Origin of the sequence: Leptospira borgpetersenii serovar Javanica, assembly GCF_003046425.1 — a bacterium.
In the GTDB taxonomy this organism is placed as follows: Bacteria; Spirochaetota; Leptospiria; order Leptospirales; family Leptospiraceae; genus Leptospira; species Leptospira borgpetersenii.
Genome location: NZ_QAJG01000010.1, coordinates 50531 through 70000 on the forward strand (window position 1 = coordinate 50531; position 19470 = coordinate 70000).

Genomic DNA, 19470 nt, shown 5'->3' on the forward strand with positions numbered 1-19470 from the left:
TATAGAGAGAATCAAAACGGAAGGCTTGTTAGGAAATTTCAGATTTTATAATATTCCCTAAGACTTAATCTTATTTTACCAAACGGGTAGCCTGTAGGAGACCACACACCGTTTTTTAATCTTCGGTCTGTTTAGAACCGTGAGATAGATTCCATCCCGTTTTTGGGCAGGATCTGGTGAATCATCGGTTTCCAAATCATTTCATTCTTCTTTTACGCGGCAGTGCCAATCCATTCGGCAGAACTACTTAAAGCTAAATCAAAATTAATATAAAAGAGATACACAGAAGAAAAATCTTTGATCACGATAATAAACACTTCATACAATTAAAAGTCCTTCTAAAAGTTGCTTTCTATAACCAAAAATAAGATCAAGATTTAATTTTAAGTTGGAATTAGAGCCACGGCTCGATGAGTAAGAGTGATCTTTTTTGAAAACATCCTTTGGAAAAATTCTTCACACTCAAAATCGGAATTCTTATCTCGATGACTCTGCTTATGAACAATCTTTGATAGTCTATCTTCAAATAAGAATCTTCCACATTCATATCAAACGGACAAATCTACAATTCCACACTGGAGTATAAAGTCTTAAACCTCGCAAAAGAAATTTCCCCAAACGCAAAAACTCGAAAGTAAATCACTCGTTTCAATTTTAGATACAATTTGAAAAATCCAAAGCTGTTCTTAGATTTTTAACCTGTCATCAGCAAAAGGTCGATGATCGAAACAAACGCAAGTTTCATGAATCAACGATCGAAGAAATTAACAAATATAGAAAAAGTTTCCAATAATAAGCACTTTGATTCGAAAGGAAGGTTCTAAGATCAAAAGGTTACTTTAAAACTCAAATGCTCGATATCTTCATTTTGTCTTTAGGACGTTTCGAAAAAATCAAATCATTATAAAGCACGTGCTCATTGTTGATTCAAAAGAAAATAAGATCGTGATCCGTTAATCAACGTAAACCGGCTGAGACAATTTACTTCGACTCACTCAAAACCTTAAGCAAGTCAATCGCCTTCCTACATGTGAGCCAACATTCAACTCGATCGCATTACATTTGCTCTCTAAGAAAACCCGGTGCAATTCTGAGCTTTTGAAAAACGTTTCATGTGAAACGCGAATAAGAAACCAGAACCTTGTCAGAATTCCGACCGCAATTTTTAGGAAAAATCTCCAACCGAAGTAGGAGTTCCTACAATTCACCTCGTGAAAAACAGACCATGCTCAAGATGCTTCCGCTTCTTGTTTTCTTTTTCCTTTAATGTGATACAACAGCAAGTCGACGTCGCTCGGATCCACACCGGAAATCTGTCCGGCCTTTTCCAAAGTCATTGGCTTATGAGTTTTTAATTTTTGAATCGCTTCTTTCTTGAGTCCGGCAATCGATTCATAGTTTATATCTTCCGGAATCGCAAGATCCAAATATTTATTCTTCCATTGAATTGTTTCGAGCTCTCGTTTGATGTAACCTTCATATTTGATTTCCATCTCGAGAATATTTTTCTCCGACTCCGACCAAGAACTGACTTCAGGAAGCATGAACTCTATGTCTTCAATTTTAATCTCGGGACGCTTCAAAAACGAATCCAACTTCATACCGAACTTGTAGTTCGTGATCCCTTTTTGATCCAAAAGATTCTGAAATTCGTTCGAAGGTTTAAGTGGGATCTGATAAATCTTTTCTCGAACCGAGTTCACTCTTTCGTATTTATCTTTCATACGATCGTAACTTTCTTGATCGACGAGACCAAGTTCGTATCCATATTTCATCAGTCTTTGATCGGCGTTGTCTTGTCTGAGAAGAAGTCTGTGTTCTGCGCGAGAAGTAAACATTCTATATGGATCTTCAACACCTTTATAAACTAAATCGTCGATCAAAACTCCGATGTACGATTCGCTTCTCTTAAACAACAACGGATCTAAATTCTTCAAAGAATGAAGAACGCTATAAGCCGCAACCAAACCTTGCGCGGCCGCTTCTTCATAGCCGGTAGTTCCGTTGATTTGCCCCGCGTGATAAAGACCTTTGATCTTCTTCGTTTCGAGAGTAGGTTTGAGTTCGGTTGGATCAACATAGTCATATTCGATCGCATAACCGGGTCTCACAATCTCCGCATTTTCTAAACCCTTGAGAGAACGCACCAACTTCCATTGAACTTCTTCGGGAAGGCTTGTGGAAACTCCATTGAGATAGATCTCGGTTGTTTCATATCCTTCGGGTTCGAGAAAGACTTGATGTCTTTCTCGATCAGCAAAACGAACCACTTTGTCTTCGATCGAAGGACAATAGCGCGGCCCAGTACTTTGAATTTGTCCCGAATATATTGGAGACAAACTTAGATTTTCGTGAATGAGTTTGTGAGTTTCAACATTTGTATAAGTGATGTAACAAGGAATTTGTCTGCGGGTGATCTTCTCCGTTGAAAAAGAAAAGGGAGAAGGATTCTCATCACCGTCCTGAATCGCAAGCACACTCAAGTCGACCGAGTTCTTATGAATCCGAGGCGGAGTTCCTGTCTTCAGTCTTCCTAACTTTAAATTGTATTTTGCCAAGGACTTAGAAAGACCTTTGACCGTTGGCTCGCACATTCTTCCGTTTTCATTTTGATATGTTCCGATGTGAACGAGAGAAGATAAGAATGTTCCGGTGGTTAAAATGACATGGTTCGTATAAATCTCAAAACCACGACCGGTCTTCACGCCAATCATTTGATCGTTTTCAATGAGAAGTTCTTCGACCGTGTCCTGTCGCATTGAAAGATTCTTTTCCGCTTCCAGAGTATGTTTTACTTTCAGTTGATATTCTTTTTTTTCCGCTTGAGCGCGTGGCGCCCAAACGCTTGGACCTTTGGAAGTGTTGAGCATCTTAAATTGAATTCCGGTATTATCAATCACCTTGCCCATGATACCGCCGAGTGCGTCTACCTCCCTCACCATATGCCCTTTAGCGATACCACCGATCGCTGGATTGCAAGACATCTGACCGATCGTATCTAAATTCATCGTGATAAGAAGAGTTTTCGCTCCTCCTTTCGAAGCGATGTAAGCCGCTTCCGAACCTGCATGACCCGCACCTACTACGACACAATCAAAACGATTCGGAAAAAAAGATTGGTTTTTGGATTCGATCATCGAGATTCAACTTCCTAAAAATAAATTACTGATTTAAGAATGAGATGTTTCACAAGTATTGGCCTTTGATCGTAAGATGAATCGACAACAGACCCGATATATTGATTCATGGAATTATATCACTTATCAGGTTCCTGTTCTATGGCAGAATCCATCAAGAAACTATCCTATTTTGAAGGAAAAATCCTTCCAGAATCAGAAGCGAAGATCAGCATTCAAACTCACGCACTTCAGTACGGAACCACCGTCTTCGGAGGACTCCGCGGTTATTACGACAAGGATACGGATAATATCTATCTCTTTCGTATCTTAGATCATTATCAAAGACTGATAAACTCGACTCGAATCATGCAATTGAAACTCGACAAAACAAAAGAAGAATTGAGAGACATAACTATTGATTTGATTCGTCAGTGCGGTTACAAAGAAAACATTTATCTTCGTCCTTTCGTTTATACGTCGGCGTTGCAACTTTCACCTCGTTTTCACGACGTTCCCACCGAATTCGCAATTTATATTCTTCAGTTGAACGATTACCTGGATACCAAGCATGGATTAAAGACTATGGTTTCCAGTTGGAGAAGATTCGATGATGCAGTAATACCGACCTTGTCGAAAGTTTCCGGCGGTTACGTGAACTCGGCGCTTGCAAAATCGGAAGCGGTTCAAAACGGATTTGATGAGGCGATCTTTTTGGATTCGAGAGGATTTGTAAGCGAAGGTTCCGCGGAAAACATTTTCTTAGTTCGCGACGGAAAGATCATTACGCCAGGTATTAATTCTTCTCTGCTCGAAGGAATTACAAGAAGGAGTGTTCTTCAAATTGCAAAAGATAATGGAATCGAAGTAATCGAAAGGGATATTTCCAGAAGTGAACTTTACATATCGGATGAGGTTTTCTTTTCGGGAACAGGAGTACAAATCGCATGGGTTTCTGAAATCGATCATAGAAAGATTGGCAATTCAAAGATGGGACCAATTACAAAAAAGATTCAAAGTTTATTCTTCAATCTTGTAATTAACAAAGAAGAAAAATACAGACATTGGTTGACTCCGGTTTATTGAAAAAGAATGTTTCGCTCTGCGTTTCAACTCGACGATATTTTAGGACAAGAGGTCGCTCTTACTTTTTTAAAAAGGTATACGTCAAAACCGGAGACAATTCCTTCTCTTCTTATCTTTCATGGCCCGGACGGAACCGGAAAAGAGTCTACTTCGGAGCGGTTTATTAAAAATGTATTATGTTTTGAAGGAACTTCATGCGGGACTTGCGCTTCCTGTAAAGCTTTCATGCGAAATTCTCATCCGGATTACATACGTTTTCCGGAAGATCGCGGAAAAATTATAGCGATTGGAAGCGAGGATAATCCAGAAGAATTTACAATCCGTTGGTTGATTCGTTCGCGATTGAATTATCGCCCTCATCTTTCGAAGTTTCGTTTTATCGTTTTCCCGGACGCGTCCCTCATCGGAAACGAAGCAGAAACAGCCTTATTAAAATCCCTGGAAGAAGCTCCATCATTTTCAAAATTCATTTTTATCGTAAATAACATAGACACACTCAAAGAGACAATCATAAGTCGGGCAATTTGTGTTCCATTCCAATATTTAAACCAAAATGACTTGAAAAAAATCAATACGAACTTAGGACTTTCCACTCTTCCATTTCAAGGAGGAAGCCTCGCACCGTTCGAATGTCCGAAAGAAGTAATCGATCTGGTTCAGGAAAAAATTAAGGATAAATTAGAAACTAAACTCGATCTTCTAAAACTAGAGTCGTGGATTTCTTCTTACAAAAACGAACATCCAGAGTGGAAAGAAAATTTCTCTTACAAGGAATTTTTAGAGTTGGTAAGTCTTACTTTAGTTTACGAGTATACGAGAACCGATTATGAAAATAATCTCTCAAAGATCGAGGCAATCTTTCAATTTAAGGCAGAACTCCATAAAAGAATTGTCGGCATCGACGCAATCGCACTTTCAAGACTATTTTTTCAACTTTCTCTTTAATATATATTCTAAAAATTGAATATATGTTCTCATAAAAATACATCGATACACGTTAACAGAAACACAAAAATAAGCGGGTTTCACATTTGAGACATAATTAATTATTCAAAACATAAACATCCTCTTTTTTTGAGAGAGAATTTCGATTTTGGAATTTTCATTTGAGTACAAGGCATTATCAAAAAACACTGTATTCTCATTCATAAGGTATCCAGGGTTTTAGATCCGAAGTGAGAAGATCGTTTTATTTGATTGAATTGGGAAAATATCTTCAATTTAAATTCGTACTAGTCTTTTCGGGAGAAAATTTTATGTTTTTTTATTTTTGGAGGATGTGTTGAACCTAGTTTGGAACAAAATCTTGGAGGAAGTATCTAAAAAAATATCCCCTCAATACTATGAACGGTTCATTGATACTTTGAAATTAGAAACCCTTAACTCCGAAAAATGTACAATTATTGCTCCTTCTGCTACGATCAAAACTCATGTTGAAAGAAAATATCAGAGTATAATCGAAAATGCAATCTTAGAAGCCTGCGGCGATAAAATTCCCGTTGAAATTCTGATCGAAACCAAGGCGACTTCCCCTCTTCAGTCGTTTCTCGAAAAATCCTTTGATCAAAAAGATTTTCAATTTAATCCGGATTATACATTCGAAACCTTTATCGTAGGCGATTGCAACCGTTTAGCATACACGGCCGCAAAGGAATGCGTTCGAAAACCTGCGGAAATAAATCCCCTTTATTTGTTTGGTAGCGTAGGAGTGGGAAAAACACACTTACTTCATGCGATCGGATCCGAACTTATTAAAAAAGACCCTTGGAAAACAGTATGTTATATTGATATTTCTTCTTTTATGAATGAGTTTCGTTTTGCTCTTCAATCCAGAGAACTTATCGAAAGTTTCAAGATAAAATATCAGTCTTATAATTGTCTTCTTGTGGATGATATACAACTTCTTTCGACAAATGCCGAAAAAACTCAGGATGAATTTTTTGCACTGTTTAATTTTCTTTTCGAAAGAAAAAGACAGATCGTAATCGCATCGGATCGCCCAAGTTCCGAACTTACGATTCATGAAAGATTGAAATCCAGATTTGTCACAGGTGTTCAAGCCGACATCCAATATCCCAACAAAGAGATTCGAAAAGGAATTGTAACGTCCCATTCTAAAATCATGGATCTCGGTTTAAGCGAAGACGTATTAGATTTTTTGGCAGATCAAATCGAAGAAGATACGAGACTTTTACTCGGCGCACTCAACGACATTTACTTATATAAAAAATCCTATTCGCTTCTTTTTTTAAATTTAGATAAGGTAAAGGAAATCGTAAAAAACCGTCTTTATCGTAAAAAAAACGTGGAATTTTCACATGATCGGATTATTGAATCCGTTGCTAAAGAATTCAATTTGGATGCCGCCGAGATTATGGGCAAAAGCAGAAAGAAAGAATTAATCATTCCACGTCATATTTGTTTTTATTTGTTACACAATGTTTTTAACGTCAATAAATCCCAAGTCGGAAGACTCTTTCAAACTCAACATACAACAGTAATTCATGGACTTCGAAAAACCGAAGAACTTCTTTCTGACAATAAGGAAATACGTTTTCTAGTGGAACGAATTAGTTCGAAGTACAAGCTCCAGTAAAATATGTACTTTTAAACAAAGAATTTGTCCCAAAACCTTAAAAGAAATCAGTACAATCATTTCATAAATTTGTAATAGAGTGTGGAAATTCCTACAGATCGGTGATTTATGGATTTTCTAACGGATTCTATCGTTGGGACACTCTCGTAATAGCCCCGCATCTGAGATCTTGGGATAAGTTCAAAGTTAATATTTCATCTTTTTAGAATTTGTTTCCAAAACCTTTATTTTGAAATGCACTTTTTATAAGATTATGAATTATTTTCAAAATCAGATTACAGTAAGATGTTTTCTACTTTATAGCCTATTTCAAAAATACCTTATCTTTTCTTGAAATGTGGATGCCAATTATTCTAAGATATTTTTGAGATAGCTTTTAACCTAAACAATTTGACAAGTTTTTAAAAATGCGAAGATTCCACATTTTAGCAGACGGAAGTTAGACTTTTTATTTCTCATTTCGTTTATCAAACAATTCGATTTCTGTAAATCTGATTTTAAAACTTTACACCTTATTCTTTTCCTTACACGTGGGACTGATATAAAATCCTAACCACTAACATTTGCGTTCAAAGAAATTCAGTTTCGTTTATAGGTCGCTTAACGGGTTTTCGGGACAAGTCCGTACATTTCTTATTACAAACTTACCGAATAATTAAAATTGATTTCAACGATAGAAAAATTCCTCAAGAGTAAACAAAAGGTCTTTGAGATGATTCATAGTATAGATTTCACATGTAAATAACTTGTTAATAAAGTATAAATTTAATATCTAAAAAGTTAAATAAATTTGTAAATAAGACATAATACAAAATTACTGTCGCTTTTAATTCGAAAATTGACTAAGAATTATGCCAGAAAACAAAATTCTCTTTTCAAAAAAAATGAGACATATTTCAGTATTCTTTAGGAATACAATTTTATGTACATATCTACAGGTACTACTTCTACAACTGTACAATAATAAAAATTTATTTAACTAATAAAAACTAGGAGAAAAAATTGAAAATTAAAGTTAATACATCTGATTTTTTAAAAGCAATTCATGCAGTGGAAGGTGTAATCTCTGCACGAGAAATTAAATCTATATTATCAAATCTTAAAGTAGAAGCTGAAGAAAAGGAAGTTTTTCTTTCCGCTACCGATCTTGAAATTTCCATTAAAACATCACTATCCGCAGAAGTAATCCAAGCCGGAAGTATTTCTTTACCCGCTAAACAACTTTCCAGTTTTTTTAAAACGATCCATTTTGAGGAAACCATTTTGTCTCTAGAAGAATCAGACGGAGACTCTTCCATCGTTTATATCACGGACGCTTCCGGCAAAAATGACTATAAGTCCAAAATCAGCGGAATGGATGCCGAAGAAATTAAAACGATCTCTAAAGTGAGTCCTTCTCAAATATCCTCTTTTCCAAGTAATTTGATAAACGACATGATCCGTAAAACTTCCTATGCTATCGCGCATGAAGACCAAAGGTTTATTTTTAACGGTCTTTACATGATTCCCGACGGAAATAAGTTGACTTTTGTAGGAACGGACGGGAGAAGACTTTGCAAGATTGAAAGAACTCTCCCTTCTCCTTTACAATTTAAAGATTCCATAATTGTTCCTGCAAAGGCGATCCGAGAAATCTCTAAGATGATCGCAACTTCGGAAACCGGTAATCTCGGTTTGATCGATAGCCAAATTTATGCGTCTGCAAATAACATAGAACTTTTATGTAAATTGATCGAAGGAAATTTCCCAAACTACGAACAAGTCATTCCGAAAAATACTAAATTTTCCATAACAATCTCAAAGGAAGAATTCCAAGTATCTCTTAGACAAGTTTTAACTGCGGCGGAAGAACCTTCCAGACAAGTAAAACTCACATTCGGCAAAAACAATTTGAATTTATTCGCTCAAACTCTTGGTGCTTCTGAAGCAAATATCAATAGGCCGATCGAATATTCCGGAAATGAAATTGCAATCGCCTTTAAAGGGGAATATCTCATGGATATTTTTAGGTCAATCGACGACAACGAAATTAAGATCGAATTTTCCGATTCAAGTTCTCCGGTTATTTTCAAGGATCCGTCCGATCCTGAATTTATCTCTGTGATTATGCCGATGAAACTGTAATGTTCTTAAAACATCTTACTCTTCAAAATTTTAGAAGTTATGAAGAACTGAGCTTGGATTTCGATTCCAGGCTTATTTTTTTTGTAGGTGATAACGGGGAAGGAAAAACGAATCTTCTCGAAGCCATTTGTATGTTATCTTGGTTGAAAAGTTTTCGAGAGTCCGAGGACTCAAATTTGATTCGATGGGGTTCTGAAAATTATTTCTTGAGAGGGAAAATTAAAGGGGATCAAAAAGAATCAGTATTGGAAGTCGGATTTACCGCAAAACCCACGGTTAAAAGGAAATTAAAATTCAATCAAGAGGAAGTAAAAAAAAGAACGGATCTAATCGGCAAATTCATCACAGTTTTATTAACTCCGATGGATCTAAAAATCATAGAAGGCGGCCCGGCGGAAAGGAGAAAATTTATCGATGCGTTTATCTCTTCCTTTGATCCGTTTTATCTCGAATGTTTATTGGAATATAATAAAATCTTAAAGCATAGGAATGCACTTTTAAAAACCGGTATTTCTGATGCTTCTCATTTGTCGATTTGGGATAGAAAGCTCATCGAAAAGGGTGTTTTGATTCTTAATAAAAGAAAAGAAATTGTTTTTGGATTAAATTCCTTCTACCAACCGAATTTAAACAAATTGAGCGGCGGGAAAGACGAACTTGAAATGATTTACGGACCGAATGTGAAAGACAAGGATGAATTTGTGGAAAAACTCAGCCGAAATTTAGGAAGAGATTTAAGACTCGGTTATACTTCTGTGGGAATCCACAGGGATGATCTTTTTATCGGAGCTAATAAACGTGACATTACTGAATTCGGGTCACAGGGCCAGAAAAGAAGTACGGTGATTGCTTTGAAAGCTGCAACTTTTAATTACTATAGAAATGTTTTAGATACCATGCCCGTTTTATTGATTGATGATGTGATCCGGGAATTGGATGTTAAACGAAGAGAATATTTTGTGGACTTAGTCATAAACGCAGGACAGGCTTTTTTCACGACAACAGACTTGGAAGGGATTCAAGATTATGTCGGTAAACTTGAAGATCAAAAGCAGATCTTTCTGATTCAACAAGGGAATATCCAATTTGCAAAATGAAAGAAGATTTGATTCCATCTAAAAAAATTGAAACCTCCGAATTCAATGTCATATTGAGTCAAATGGGAATCACGGAAGATAATCTACGGGAAAGAATTTTTGTTCACACGCTTAGAAATCGTTGGAAAGAAATTGTAGGTCCCGTTTTCGCTTCTCATTCGGAAATAGACTCGATTCGATCCAATAGACTTCGAATTCTTGTTTCTCATAACGCTTATAAACAAGAATTACTATTTTTACAAAACCGAATCATCCGAGAGTCTGTGCGATTTGTGGGAAAAGGAATCGTTCGTTCGATTGAAATTTCAATCGGTAAACTAACAACATTTTATTCTCCCGTATTACCTGAGACTAAGGAAAAAAAAGGCCTAGAAGGAAAAGAAGACTTAATTGCCATTCTTGAAAAGGAAACGGACACTGAAATTAAAAAACGTTATTTAGAGATTCTTCAATATCTTTGATAAGCTGATGAATTTCCTTGCCTCCCTACGGTTTTCAGGAAAACTATTCCTGAGGTCCGAAAAAAATGAGCCAAAAAGAAACAAGCTACAGTGCTGGTCAGATCAAGATTTTAGAGGGTCTGGAAGCTGTTAGAAAACGTCCTGGGATGTATATCGGAACCCAGGATGAGACTGGACTTCACAAAATGGTCTACGAGGTGGTTGATAACTCTGTAGATGAAGCAATGGCGGGGCATTGTACCGAAATTAGAATTAGTATTTTGCCGAATAATATCATCGAAGTTAAAGACAACGGTCGAGGGATTCCGGTCGACATTCATCCCGATAAAAAAATTTCCACGATCGAAGTCGTAATGACCATTCTTCATGCGGGTGGTAAGTTCGAAAACGACGCTTATAAAGTTTCGGGAGGTCTCCATGGTGTAGGGGTTTCCGTAGTAAACGCACTTTCTGAATATCTTGAAGTCGAAGTTCATCAGAAAGGAAAAATTTATACTCAGAAATACGAGAAAGGTATTCCGGTTTCTCCGGTGGAAATTAAGGGAGATTCTTCGGAAAGAGGAACCATCGTTCGATTCAAACCGGATGCTACTATTTTTACCACAGTAGACTTTCAATTCGATATTCTTTCCGCTCGATTTAGGGAATTAGCTTTTTTGAATAAAGGTCTTGTGCTGATCATTGAGGACCGCAGACGAGGGGCGGAAGGAGAAAATCTTCTTCGAAACGAATTTCAATTTTCCGGGGGAATCGTTTCTTTCGTCGAGCATATCAATGAAAATAAACATCCTATGCATAAGGTAATTCACTTTGAACGGAATAAAGACGACGTTTTGGCGGAAATTTCGATTCAATATTCGGAAACGTATACAGAGAACATTTTTTGTTTTACGAACAATATCAATAACAACTTAGGCGGGACCCATTTGGAAGGATTTCGCGCGGCTCTTACAAGAACCTTAAACGACTTTCTGAAAAAAGATACGACTCTTTCTAAAAAACATCCGACCGGTTTGTCCGGAGAAGATGTAAAAGAAGGATTAACCGCGGTCATCTCGATCAAAATTCCTCAACCTCAGTTCAACTCTCAAACAAAAGAAAAACTAGTAAACGCGGAAATTAAAGGGATTATGCAGACCTTAAGTTCGGAAGGTTTGACTTTATTCTTTGAGGAAAATCCGAATATCACTAAAAAGATATTAGAAAAATGTATTCTTTCCGCAAAAGCAAGAGAGGCGGCCCGTAAGGCGAGAGATTTAACACGAAGAAAAACGGTTCTTGAAGGAGGAGGGCTTCCAGGGAAGCTCGCTGATTGTTCCGAAAAAGATCCTGCGTTTTCCGAACTTTATCTCGTTGAGGGCGATTCTGCGGGCGGTTCTGCAAAACAAGGAAGAGATAGAAATACACAGGCGATTCTTCCTCTGAAAGGAAAAATTTTAAATGTTGAAAAGGCGAGGTTGGATAAAATTCTTTCCAGCGAAGAAATTCGAGTTTTGGTTTCCGCCCTCGGAACCGGGATCGGCGAAGACGAGTTTAATATCAATAAAATCCGATATCATAAAATTATGATAATGACAGATGCGGATATCGACGGTTCACACATTCGTACATTACTTCTTACATTCTTTTTTCGTTATATGCGTCCTGTAATCGAAAAAGGTTATCTCTATGTGGCACAACCACCTTTGTATCTTATTAAACATGGCAAAAATTCAACTTATGCTTATTCGGATAAGGAAAAAGAGGAATTATTGAAGAACGTAGGAACTGAAAAAGTTGTGATTCAAAGATACAAAGGTCTAGGTGAAATGAATCCGGAACAACTTTGGGAAACCACTATGGATCCTTCGAACCGAGTCGTTTTGAAAGTGAAATTAGACGATTTCGTGGAAGCAGAAGAAACGTTTAACATCCTTATGGGTGATGAAGTTCAACCTAGAAAACAATTCATCGAAATTAATGCCGCCAAGGTTGCAAACTTGGATCTTTGATCCTAGAGGAATTCTGAAATGAGTCAAGAGAATGAAACAAAAGTCTTAAACTATAATATCGCCGGAAAGCCCGATATTGCGGATGCTCTTAAGAACGGTATTAGAGTAATCCCCGTGGAAATCGAAGATCAGATGAAAGAAGCGTATCTTGGTTACGCGATGTCCGTCATTGTAGGTCGGGCACTTCCGGATGTGAGAGATGGATTAAAACCGGTTCATAGAAGAATCCTTCATGCCATGAACGAACGAGCGTGGAGAAGCGATCGTCCTTATGTGAAATGCGCTAAGATTGTGGGGGAAGTGATTGGTAATTATCACCCGCACGGAGATGCGTCTGTTTATGAAGCTCTTGTAAGAATGGTTCAGGATTTTTCCCTGCGCGTTCCATTGATTGATGGGCAAGGAAATTTCGGTTCTATAGACGGCGATAACCCTGCGGCTTATCGGTACACCGAAGCAAGACTTGAAAAAGTCGCGGAAGAATTGTTACGCGACATTGAAAAAGAGACCGTTAGTTTTTCGCCTAATTACGATGATACAAAACAACAACCGGACGTATTACCCGCAAATTTTCCGAATTTACTCGTAAATGGATCTTCCGGAATCGCGGTGGGAATGGCGACGAATATTCCTCCTCATAATCTGAAAGAAACGATCGATGCAGTAATTGCCGTGATTCGAAATCCGGAGATTACAATTCCGGAAATTCTTAAAATTATTCCCGGTCCCGATTTTCCGACTTCCGGAATTATCATCGGTGGAGAAGGTCTTATCTCTGCATATACAACCGGAAAAGGATCGATACGAATTCGCTCCAAAGTCGAGATTGAAGAAAAGAAAAACGGAAGAGAAGTAATTGTGGTCACCGAAATTCCCTATCAGGTGAACAAGAAAGTTCTTTTGGAAAAAATCGGAGACATAGTTAACGAAAAACAAATCGAAGGAATTTCTGAAATCCTCGATCTTTCGGATCGAAAAGGGATTCGAATAGAAATTCATATTAAAAAAGATGCGAATGCTCAGGTTATTTTAAACCAACTTTATAAAATGACTCAACTTCAAGTGAGTTATGGAATCACGATGCTCGCGATTCTGAACAATAAACCAAAAATTTTTAATATTAAGGAAATATTAACTGCCTATTCTGCGCACAGAAGAGATGTGATCATAAAAAGAACGCAGTTCGATTTAGATAAGGCCGAAAAACGCGCTCATATTTTGGAAGGATTAAAGATTGCCTTAGAAAACATTGAGGACGTGATCAAAGTCATTCGGGCTTCTAAAAATCCTTCCGAGGCAAAGCAACAGTTAATGATTCGTTTTAGTCTTTCTGAAGTTCAATCGGATGCCATTTTAGAAATGAGATTGCAAAGGCTTACTTCTCTCGAAGTTCAAAAGATCATTGATGAGTTGGAAGAGGTCAGAAAACTCATCGTGGATCTAAAGGATATTCTCGCAAAACCTTCTCGCATAAACGACATTGTTTGTACAGAACTTCAAGAAGTGGGAGATAAATACGGAACAAAAAGAAAAACCGAAATTTCCATCGAAAGTATAGAAAGTTCTTCTTTTAATGCGGAAGATTTGATCGCGGACGAAGAAATGGTAATCCAAATCACATACGATCAATTTATCAAGCGCCTTCCGATCGATACTTTCAAAAGACAAAAACGAGGTGGAAAAGGAATCCAAGGTCTTTCTCAGAAACGTGATGATGTGATTAAAATTATGAAAGCCGCAATGACTCACGATAGTATCATGTTTTTTTCTAATATAGGAAAAGTTTACGTGATGAAGGCTTATGAATTGCCAATCGCATCCAAAGAAGCACGTGGGAAATCCTTAAAGGCAATCATCAATTTGAGGGAAGATGAGTATGTTTCTTCTATCTTTACTTTCAGGGGACAAGATATGGATAAGGATCTCCTCTTGGTCACTAAACGCGGATTTATCAAACGGATTCAACTTAAGGAATTTGGAAACGTAAAAAAATCTGGAATCATAGCGATCGGACTCAGAGAAGGGGATGAGCTGATTAAAGTGGAAGCTATCGAGGATAAGGATGAAGTTATGATCTTTTCTAAGAAAGGGTTGGCTCTTCGGATCGAAGGAAATATTATCAGAGCTCAAGGAAGAACGGCGAGTGGTGTTACCGGAATGCGGCTTGCGGAAGATGACACAATTGTAGGCTTGAGTAAATACAAAGAGGGAGAGGATATATTTGTAGTTTCGGAAGAAGGTTATGGAAAACGTCTCGGTTTTGAGGAATTTGCTGCGAAAGGTAGAGGCGGAAAAGGAATGGCCTACTTAAAAGTAACTGAAAAAAACGGATTTTCCGTAGGAACGGGTTCCGTTGGGAGTGAAGATGAAGTCATTCTCATCACTCAACAAGGAATGACGATTCGGATTAATGCATTCGATATTTCTAAACTAGGCAGAACCGCAGTCGGAGTTCGTATTGTGGATTTAAAAGATAACGATAAGGTACAGGATTTTACTGTTTTGGGAGAAAATTGATCCGAATCGGGAGCGTAACAATTCCGGGAAGAATTTCACTTTCTCCAATGGCGGGGATTTCAGATTCTCCCACTCGAAGAATTTGTAGAAAATTCGGAGCTGCCTTTTCTTATACGGAATTTGTAAACACGGACGAACTTGTTCATAAAGCACCTAAAGCATTTAAAATGTTTCGTTTTCATCCCGAGGAACGTCCGATTACATTTCAAATTTTTGGAAATCGTTTGGAGATCATTTCAGAGGCGACCGAAATCATCCAAGAATTAGAACCGGACATCATAGATTTTAATATGGGTTGTTCCACTCGTAAAGTTTCCTTACGAGGTGCAGGTGCCGGACTTTTACGTAGGCCTTTGTTAGCCGGAAAGATTATAGAAGCTATGAAAAAACGAGTGAATATTCCCGTCACAGCAAAAATAAGGATCGGATGGGATGCAACTTCTCGCAACTATCTTGAAGTTTCAAAAATTTTAGAAGAGTCGGGTATAGATGCTCTCACGGTTCACGGTCGTACAAAGGAAATGGCTTATACGGGGTTTGCGGATTGGGATGCAATCGGAGAAGTAAAAGTAAATCGGAAAATTCCGATTTTTGGAAATGGGGACATTAAGAGTTTTCAGGAAGCGAATTCTAAAATCAATAAATACTCGTTAGACGGAGTTTTGATCGGTAGAAACGCGATCGGAAATCCTTGGATTTTTTCCGAAGTTAAAAAGGAAGAACTATCTTGGTCTGAGATTTTGGATATAATTTTGCAACATGCACGTTGGATGATTGAGGATTATGGAGAAGAATTCGGGCTCCTACTTTTCAGAAAACATCTCGTAAAATATTTAAACGGTCTTGAATTTGATCCCACATGGAAGATGGAATTGTTGGAAATCAAAGAATGGAATCGTTTTGAAGATATTCTTTTATCGGACAAAAGACGAAATGTTTTAGCGGTTCCATAAACCTTCTCCATTATTTCTTGACTAAATCTTCTGCGAACTTGAAAACTTCGAGAAACGAACGGAGAAACCATGTATGAAAAGTATAGAGTTATTTTTAATTCTTTCCTTCGCTCTTCTAATGATCGGATGTAAAAAGGAAGAAAAAAAGCCGGAAGCTCAAATTTTAGGAACTAGATTTGCAAATTTCGACCAATGGATTTATAAGGTTCCGGGTTCCGAGAAAAAAGAAGATCAAGTCAGTCTTGTGTACGGAATGGAAGAAGTAACGGGTTTGGAAACCGTAGATATGGAAGTGACTACGAAGAAAGGCAATTCAACCGTTACTTTCATTAAGGTCAAAACCGTAGAAAACAAAGAGGGTTATGCACCTATAAAAAACTTCTCGGAAAACGTTTATTTCGTTTTGAACGATTCGGATGATGCATTCGTCAAGCCGACGATTACCGCCAATACAAAGGGCAAGTTAAAAAGAGGAATGTATTGTTTAGAGCAGGAAGTGATAAGAGAATTCTCTAAAGTCACCTGTTACGATTCTATTTTAACGGAAGATAAATTGAATAACTATTACGATGTTTGGATCAAGACGGTTTCCGTTTCTTTGAGCAAAGACGCCCTTCTTGGAGAAACCGTAAAACTTTTAAAAAAATCCAGCCAAGAACTCGCGAAGTATAATTCCGCTTCCGATGAAGAAAAAAATAAAATCCTTCAAGTTGCTACGGAATCTTTAAAAAAGGCGGCAGCGAAACAAGATGAATTTACCGCAGACGTAAACGCTCTTGCCGGAAAATTTGGAATTGTTCTGCAGTAAGATTCTTTCCCTTATCCAAATAAAAAACCCCGTTATAAAAACGGGGTCTGTAGACAAATAAAGTCTTCAATAAATGAATATTTATTGTTTGTTGGAAACTTCCTGTGCTTTCGCTACGAGAGCGTCTTTTCCGCCGGGAAATTTTGCGTAAATTACACACTGGCATTCTTCCCAATTGTCTTTGGAAACGTCTTTTGGATCGGAACCGGAACCGATCGCTTTACATTCATAAACTCCGACCCCTTTTACGACACCTTGGGATTGGGAAACAATTACGGATGCGGTTGCTTCACCGTCGGATACTCCAGAAGCCGACTCTACAGTTTCTCCAACCATCTTTTTTACAACGTCAGACGCACCTTGAAGTCTAGAAGCTTCACGACAAGTGGATTGCATCATTGCTTGGCTTTTCTTAGCTACCGCTTTAGCAGATGCTCTGGAAGAAAATTTAATATAGTACCAGTCTTTTGGATTCGTATCTCTTGGTGTTTTTCCATCGTTTCTTTGTTCCGGAGGTCCACCCCATCCTTCAAAAGTCCATCCACCGTCACCTACAGTTGTTGCGTCTTTTTGTCCGGTGTCAGTGCTGGAGCAAGCTGCAAAAATCATTGTTGCTACAGATAGAGCGATAAGTCTATTGATCATTATTTTCTCCTTGATCTACTAAATGAAAAAAGCTAATACTTTGCCAAGTTTGTGCAACTCATTTTTTAATCGGTTGCTTTGAATCCTGGATTTCCTCATATTAACTTAAAAACCCATTTGCGTCGCACAAAGTTATACATGCTAAGAAATTTATTTTTTTTTCTCTGTTTTACAGCTCAGCCGGTATTCTCTACAAATGTAATTTTTCTTCCTGGGAAGGTAGAGGGAAATTTACCGGCGACTTTGGAAAGAATCGGTGACAGATCGCAGGAAATTTCCAAATTTGGGGCTTTTTATGCAAACTTGTTACTAAGAGCGAAAGTAAGTACGATCGAGAAAATCAAGGATAAGGAAATTTTTAACAAATTTCGAAACTCTCATTTTAGAAAAGAAGACTTTGCAAAAATTTGCTCCGAATTTACCGCTGATTTTTTAGTTCGAGACGAAGTCGGTTTTCAAAACAGTATTTCTCTCGATCGGATCGTATACAATTGTGCGCAGAAACAACTGGATGAATTCCATCTTTCCGAAAAATCGGATCTTTTCTTTTTAATGCGATCGATGACGGAACGCTCATTTCCTTGGGTGCCTTCTAAAAGAAAACAAACTGCTACTTCAATATGGAAGAAAAGTACGAAAGAATTAATTTTTATCGTCGATCTATCCCCTTCTTTCCAAAGAGAAAGAGAAGAGTGGGCGCAATTCGTTAAAAATGCGTCTTGGGATTCCATGACCGGGATTCGGATTGTTACTTTTTCGGAAGGAAAAGTTTCTATTCTCCCCAAAGTGAGTTCGTCGGCGGAATTAAGAAAACAGATTGGGAGTTTGAAATCGTTTGGCAAATCGAGTTTGGAGGATTTATCGGAAGCGTTATTGCGTACGAGACGTTCGTTAATCCAATCCGGGAATAGAATTCAAGGTGCTCAAGACATAATCATTCTCACAAATGCGAAAGGGAAAATTCCAAACCCTAGTTTGTTTTCCACCGTTCAAGGTTTACAATCTTCCGGTTATCGAGTTCAATTATTTACCGCGCCGTATTTTTCCGTTTCTCAAACTCAGTTTCTCAAAGGAATTTTTCCTAAAGAAGATTTTTTTGAAATAACGTATTTCAAAAAAGTCAGCGCTTTAAAAGATTCAAAAACTCTAATATTTAGAGGGAGACAAATTTATTTCACATATTCGGAAGTTTCTCCAAAACGGATTCCACAGGAATCCTTTCTCAATAAGGTTTCTTATTCGGGAAAATATACGGAATCGGAATCGATTAATCCTCTGAATTTTACGAATATATATGCCGAGTTGACGGGGGATAAAATTCTGGCTTCGGATTCTTTACAGGACAATCTTTCGTTTTTGCTTTCTCAAAGTCTATTTAAGGAAGAGTTTAAAAGAGAAAATGAAACTGAAATTTTGGTAAAATCCGGGGAAAAAGCCTTTTGGGTTTCGCTTCCATTCGGGGTTAAAATCCCCCAAGTTGACGAACAGATCCTATATCAAACGACTTATGTTTCATCAGGAAACTCTGCGGACGGAGTCGCAAATGTCGCTAGCCTTACGGAAGAGTACAAACTTTCCCCTCCTCGGATTTTGGAATGTACACCGATTCAAGTAAGAAACTATTTTCAGAATACGAATAAAAGTTCTTTTGATTGTATAATCCGAGGTAGAGTTCTGCAAGTCAAAGGGTTATAATTTTTCGAGAAGGGATCCACATTTGAATTCCGAAGAACATATTTTTATCACCAACGCTTCGAATTCGATTAAAGTATTAAATCGACTCAAGTCTTTATCACGAAATACATTACCCTTATTTATTACGGGAGGTCCGGGTAGTGGGAAGACGTTTGTTTCCAATCTAATTGCCGATTTATCCGGTTTAAATCCTCGCGTTCTCATTTTAGATTCCGACAACATCGAGAGCGAAAGGGGTTTGGAATCGATACTTTCCGAGGGAAAAAATACGTATTTTATTTTTAAGAATTTCCCCAATTTTTCAAAACAGATCCAAGTTTATCTTCTGAAAAAAATTCGTGAAAGTCAAAGCGATTCTCGTTTCATTTTTATTTCTGATAA

The 19470-nt window shown here is 37.6% G+C and carries 14 protein-coding genes (1 of these 14 running past the window's edge); 12 read left to right on the top strand and 2 right to left on the bottom strand.

Features of this window, described 5'->3' with window-relative positions; genetic code table 11:
- Positions 1–1229 precede the first annotated feature (1229 nt).
- A complete protein-coding gene (gene mnmG / locus CLV95_RS09790) occupies positions 1230–3137 on the bottom strand; it encodes a tRNA uridine-5-carboxymethylaminomethyl(34) synthesis enzyme MnmG (protein WP_002728053.1) in 1908 nt (635 codons plus the stop codon).
- A gap of 141 nt (positions 3138–3278) precedes the next feature.
- On the opposite strand from mnmG, the gene CLV95_RS09795 reads away from it, so the two are divergent.
- The 10 genes from CLV95_RS09795 (at position 3279) to lenA (ending at position 16749) form a co-directional block, all read left to right on the top strand.
- Positions 3279–4202, top strand: coding sequence for a branched-chain amino acid transaminase (locus tag CLV95_RS09795; RefSeq protein ID WP_002728000.1), 924 nt, complete (start codon positions 3279–3281; stop codon positions 4200–4202).
- A 6-nt stretch (positions 4203–4208) separates the two neighbouring features.
- Complete coding sequence (locus CLV95_RS09800) at positions 4209–5147, top strand: hypothetical protein (RefSeq protein WP_002732471.1); 939 nt, start codon at positions 4209–4211, stop codon at positions 5145–5147.
- Between the two features lie 337 nt (positions 5148–5484).
- Positions 5485–6798: a chromosomal replication initiator protein DnaA gene (gene dnaA / locus CLV95_RS09810; RefSeq protein WP_002728089.1), complete on the top strand. Its 1314-nt coding sequence runs from the start codon at positions 5485–5487 to the stop codon at positions 6796–6798.
- 1002 nt (positions 6799–7800) lie between these two features.
- On the top strand, positions 7801–8922 hold the full coding sequence (dnaN, locus tag CLV95_RS09815; RefSeq protein WP_002728002.1) for a DNA polymerase III subunit beta: 1122 nt from the start codon (positions 7801–7803) through the stop codon (positions 8920–8922).
- On the top strand, positions 8922–10019 hold the full coding sequence (recF, locus tag CLV95_RS09820; protein ID WP_002732368.1) for a DNA replication/repair protein RecF: 1098 nt from the start codon (positions 8922–8924) through the stop codon (positions 10017–10019). Before dnaN ends, recF begins: the two co-directional genes overlap by 1 nt.
- Positions 10016–10480, top strand: coding sequence for a DciA family protein (locus tag CLV95_RS09825; RefSeq protein WP_002732268.1), 465 nt, complete (start codon positions 10016–10018; stop codon positions 10478–10480). Before recF ends, CLV95_RS09825 begins: the two co-directional genes overlap by 4 nt.
- Before the next feature lie 65 nt (positions 10481–10545).
- Positions 10546–12471 (top strand): DNA topoisomerase (ATP-hydrolyzing) subunit B, encoded by a 1926-nt coding sequence (gene gyrB, locus CLV95_RS09830; protein ID WP_016749335.1) that lies wholly within the window; start codon positions 10546–10548, stop codon positions 12469–12471.
- Between the two features lie 18 nt (positions 12472–12489).
- Positions 12490–14988 carry a DNA gyrase subunit A gene (gene gyrA, locus CLV95_RS09835; RefSeq protein WP_002732370.1) on the top strand — a complete coding sequence of 833 codons (2499 nt, stop codon included), beginning with the start codon at positions 12490–12492 and terminating at the stop codon, positions 14986–14988.
- A complete protein-coding gene (gene dusB / locus CLV95_RS09840) occupies positions 14985–15941 on the top strand; it encodes a tRNA dihydrouridine synthase DusB (protein ID WP_016561361.1) in 957 nt (318 codons plus the stop codon). Before gyrA ends, dusB begins: the two co-directional genes overlap by 4 nt.
- Positions 15942–16014: 73 nt before the next feature.
- A complete protein-coding gene (gene lenA / locus CLV95_RS09845; protein WP_002732651.1) occupies positions 16015–16749 on the top strand; it encodes a lipoprotein LenA in 735 nt (244 codons plus the stop codon).
- 81 nt (positions 16750–16830) lie between these two features.
- On the opposite strand, the gene CLV95_RS09850 is transcribed toward lenA, so the two are convergent.
- Positions 16831–17394 carry a lipoprotein LipL21 gene (locus CLV95_RS09850; protein WP_002739115.1) on the bottom strand — a complete coding sequence of 188 codons (564 nt, stop codon included), beginning with the start codon at positions 17392–17394 and terminating at the stop codon, positions 16831–16833.
- A gap of 138 nt (positions 17395–17532) precedes the next feature.
- Here CLV95_RS09850 and CLV95_RS09855 point away from each other — a divergent pair, with 138 nt between their 5' ends.
- Positions 17533–19089, top strand: a complete 1557-nt coding sequence (locus tag CLV95_RS09855) for an LIC10012 family protein (protein WP_002732516.1) — start codon at positions 17533–17535, stop codon at positions 19087–19089.
- 22 nt (positions 19090–19111) lie between these two features.
- Positions 19112–19470: the 5' end (the start) of an AAA-type ATPase lid domain-containing protein gene (locus CLV95_RS09860; RefSeq protein WP_002767898.1), read on the top strand. 535 nt of this gene lie beyond the right edge of the window; 359 of the gene's 894 nt are visible here — the first part of the coding sequence; the start codon lies at positions 19112–19114; its stop codon lies beyond the right edge, outside the window.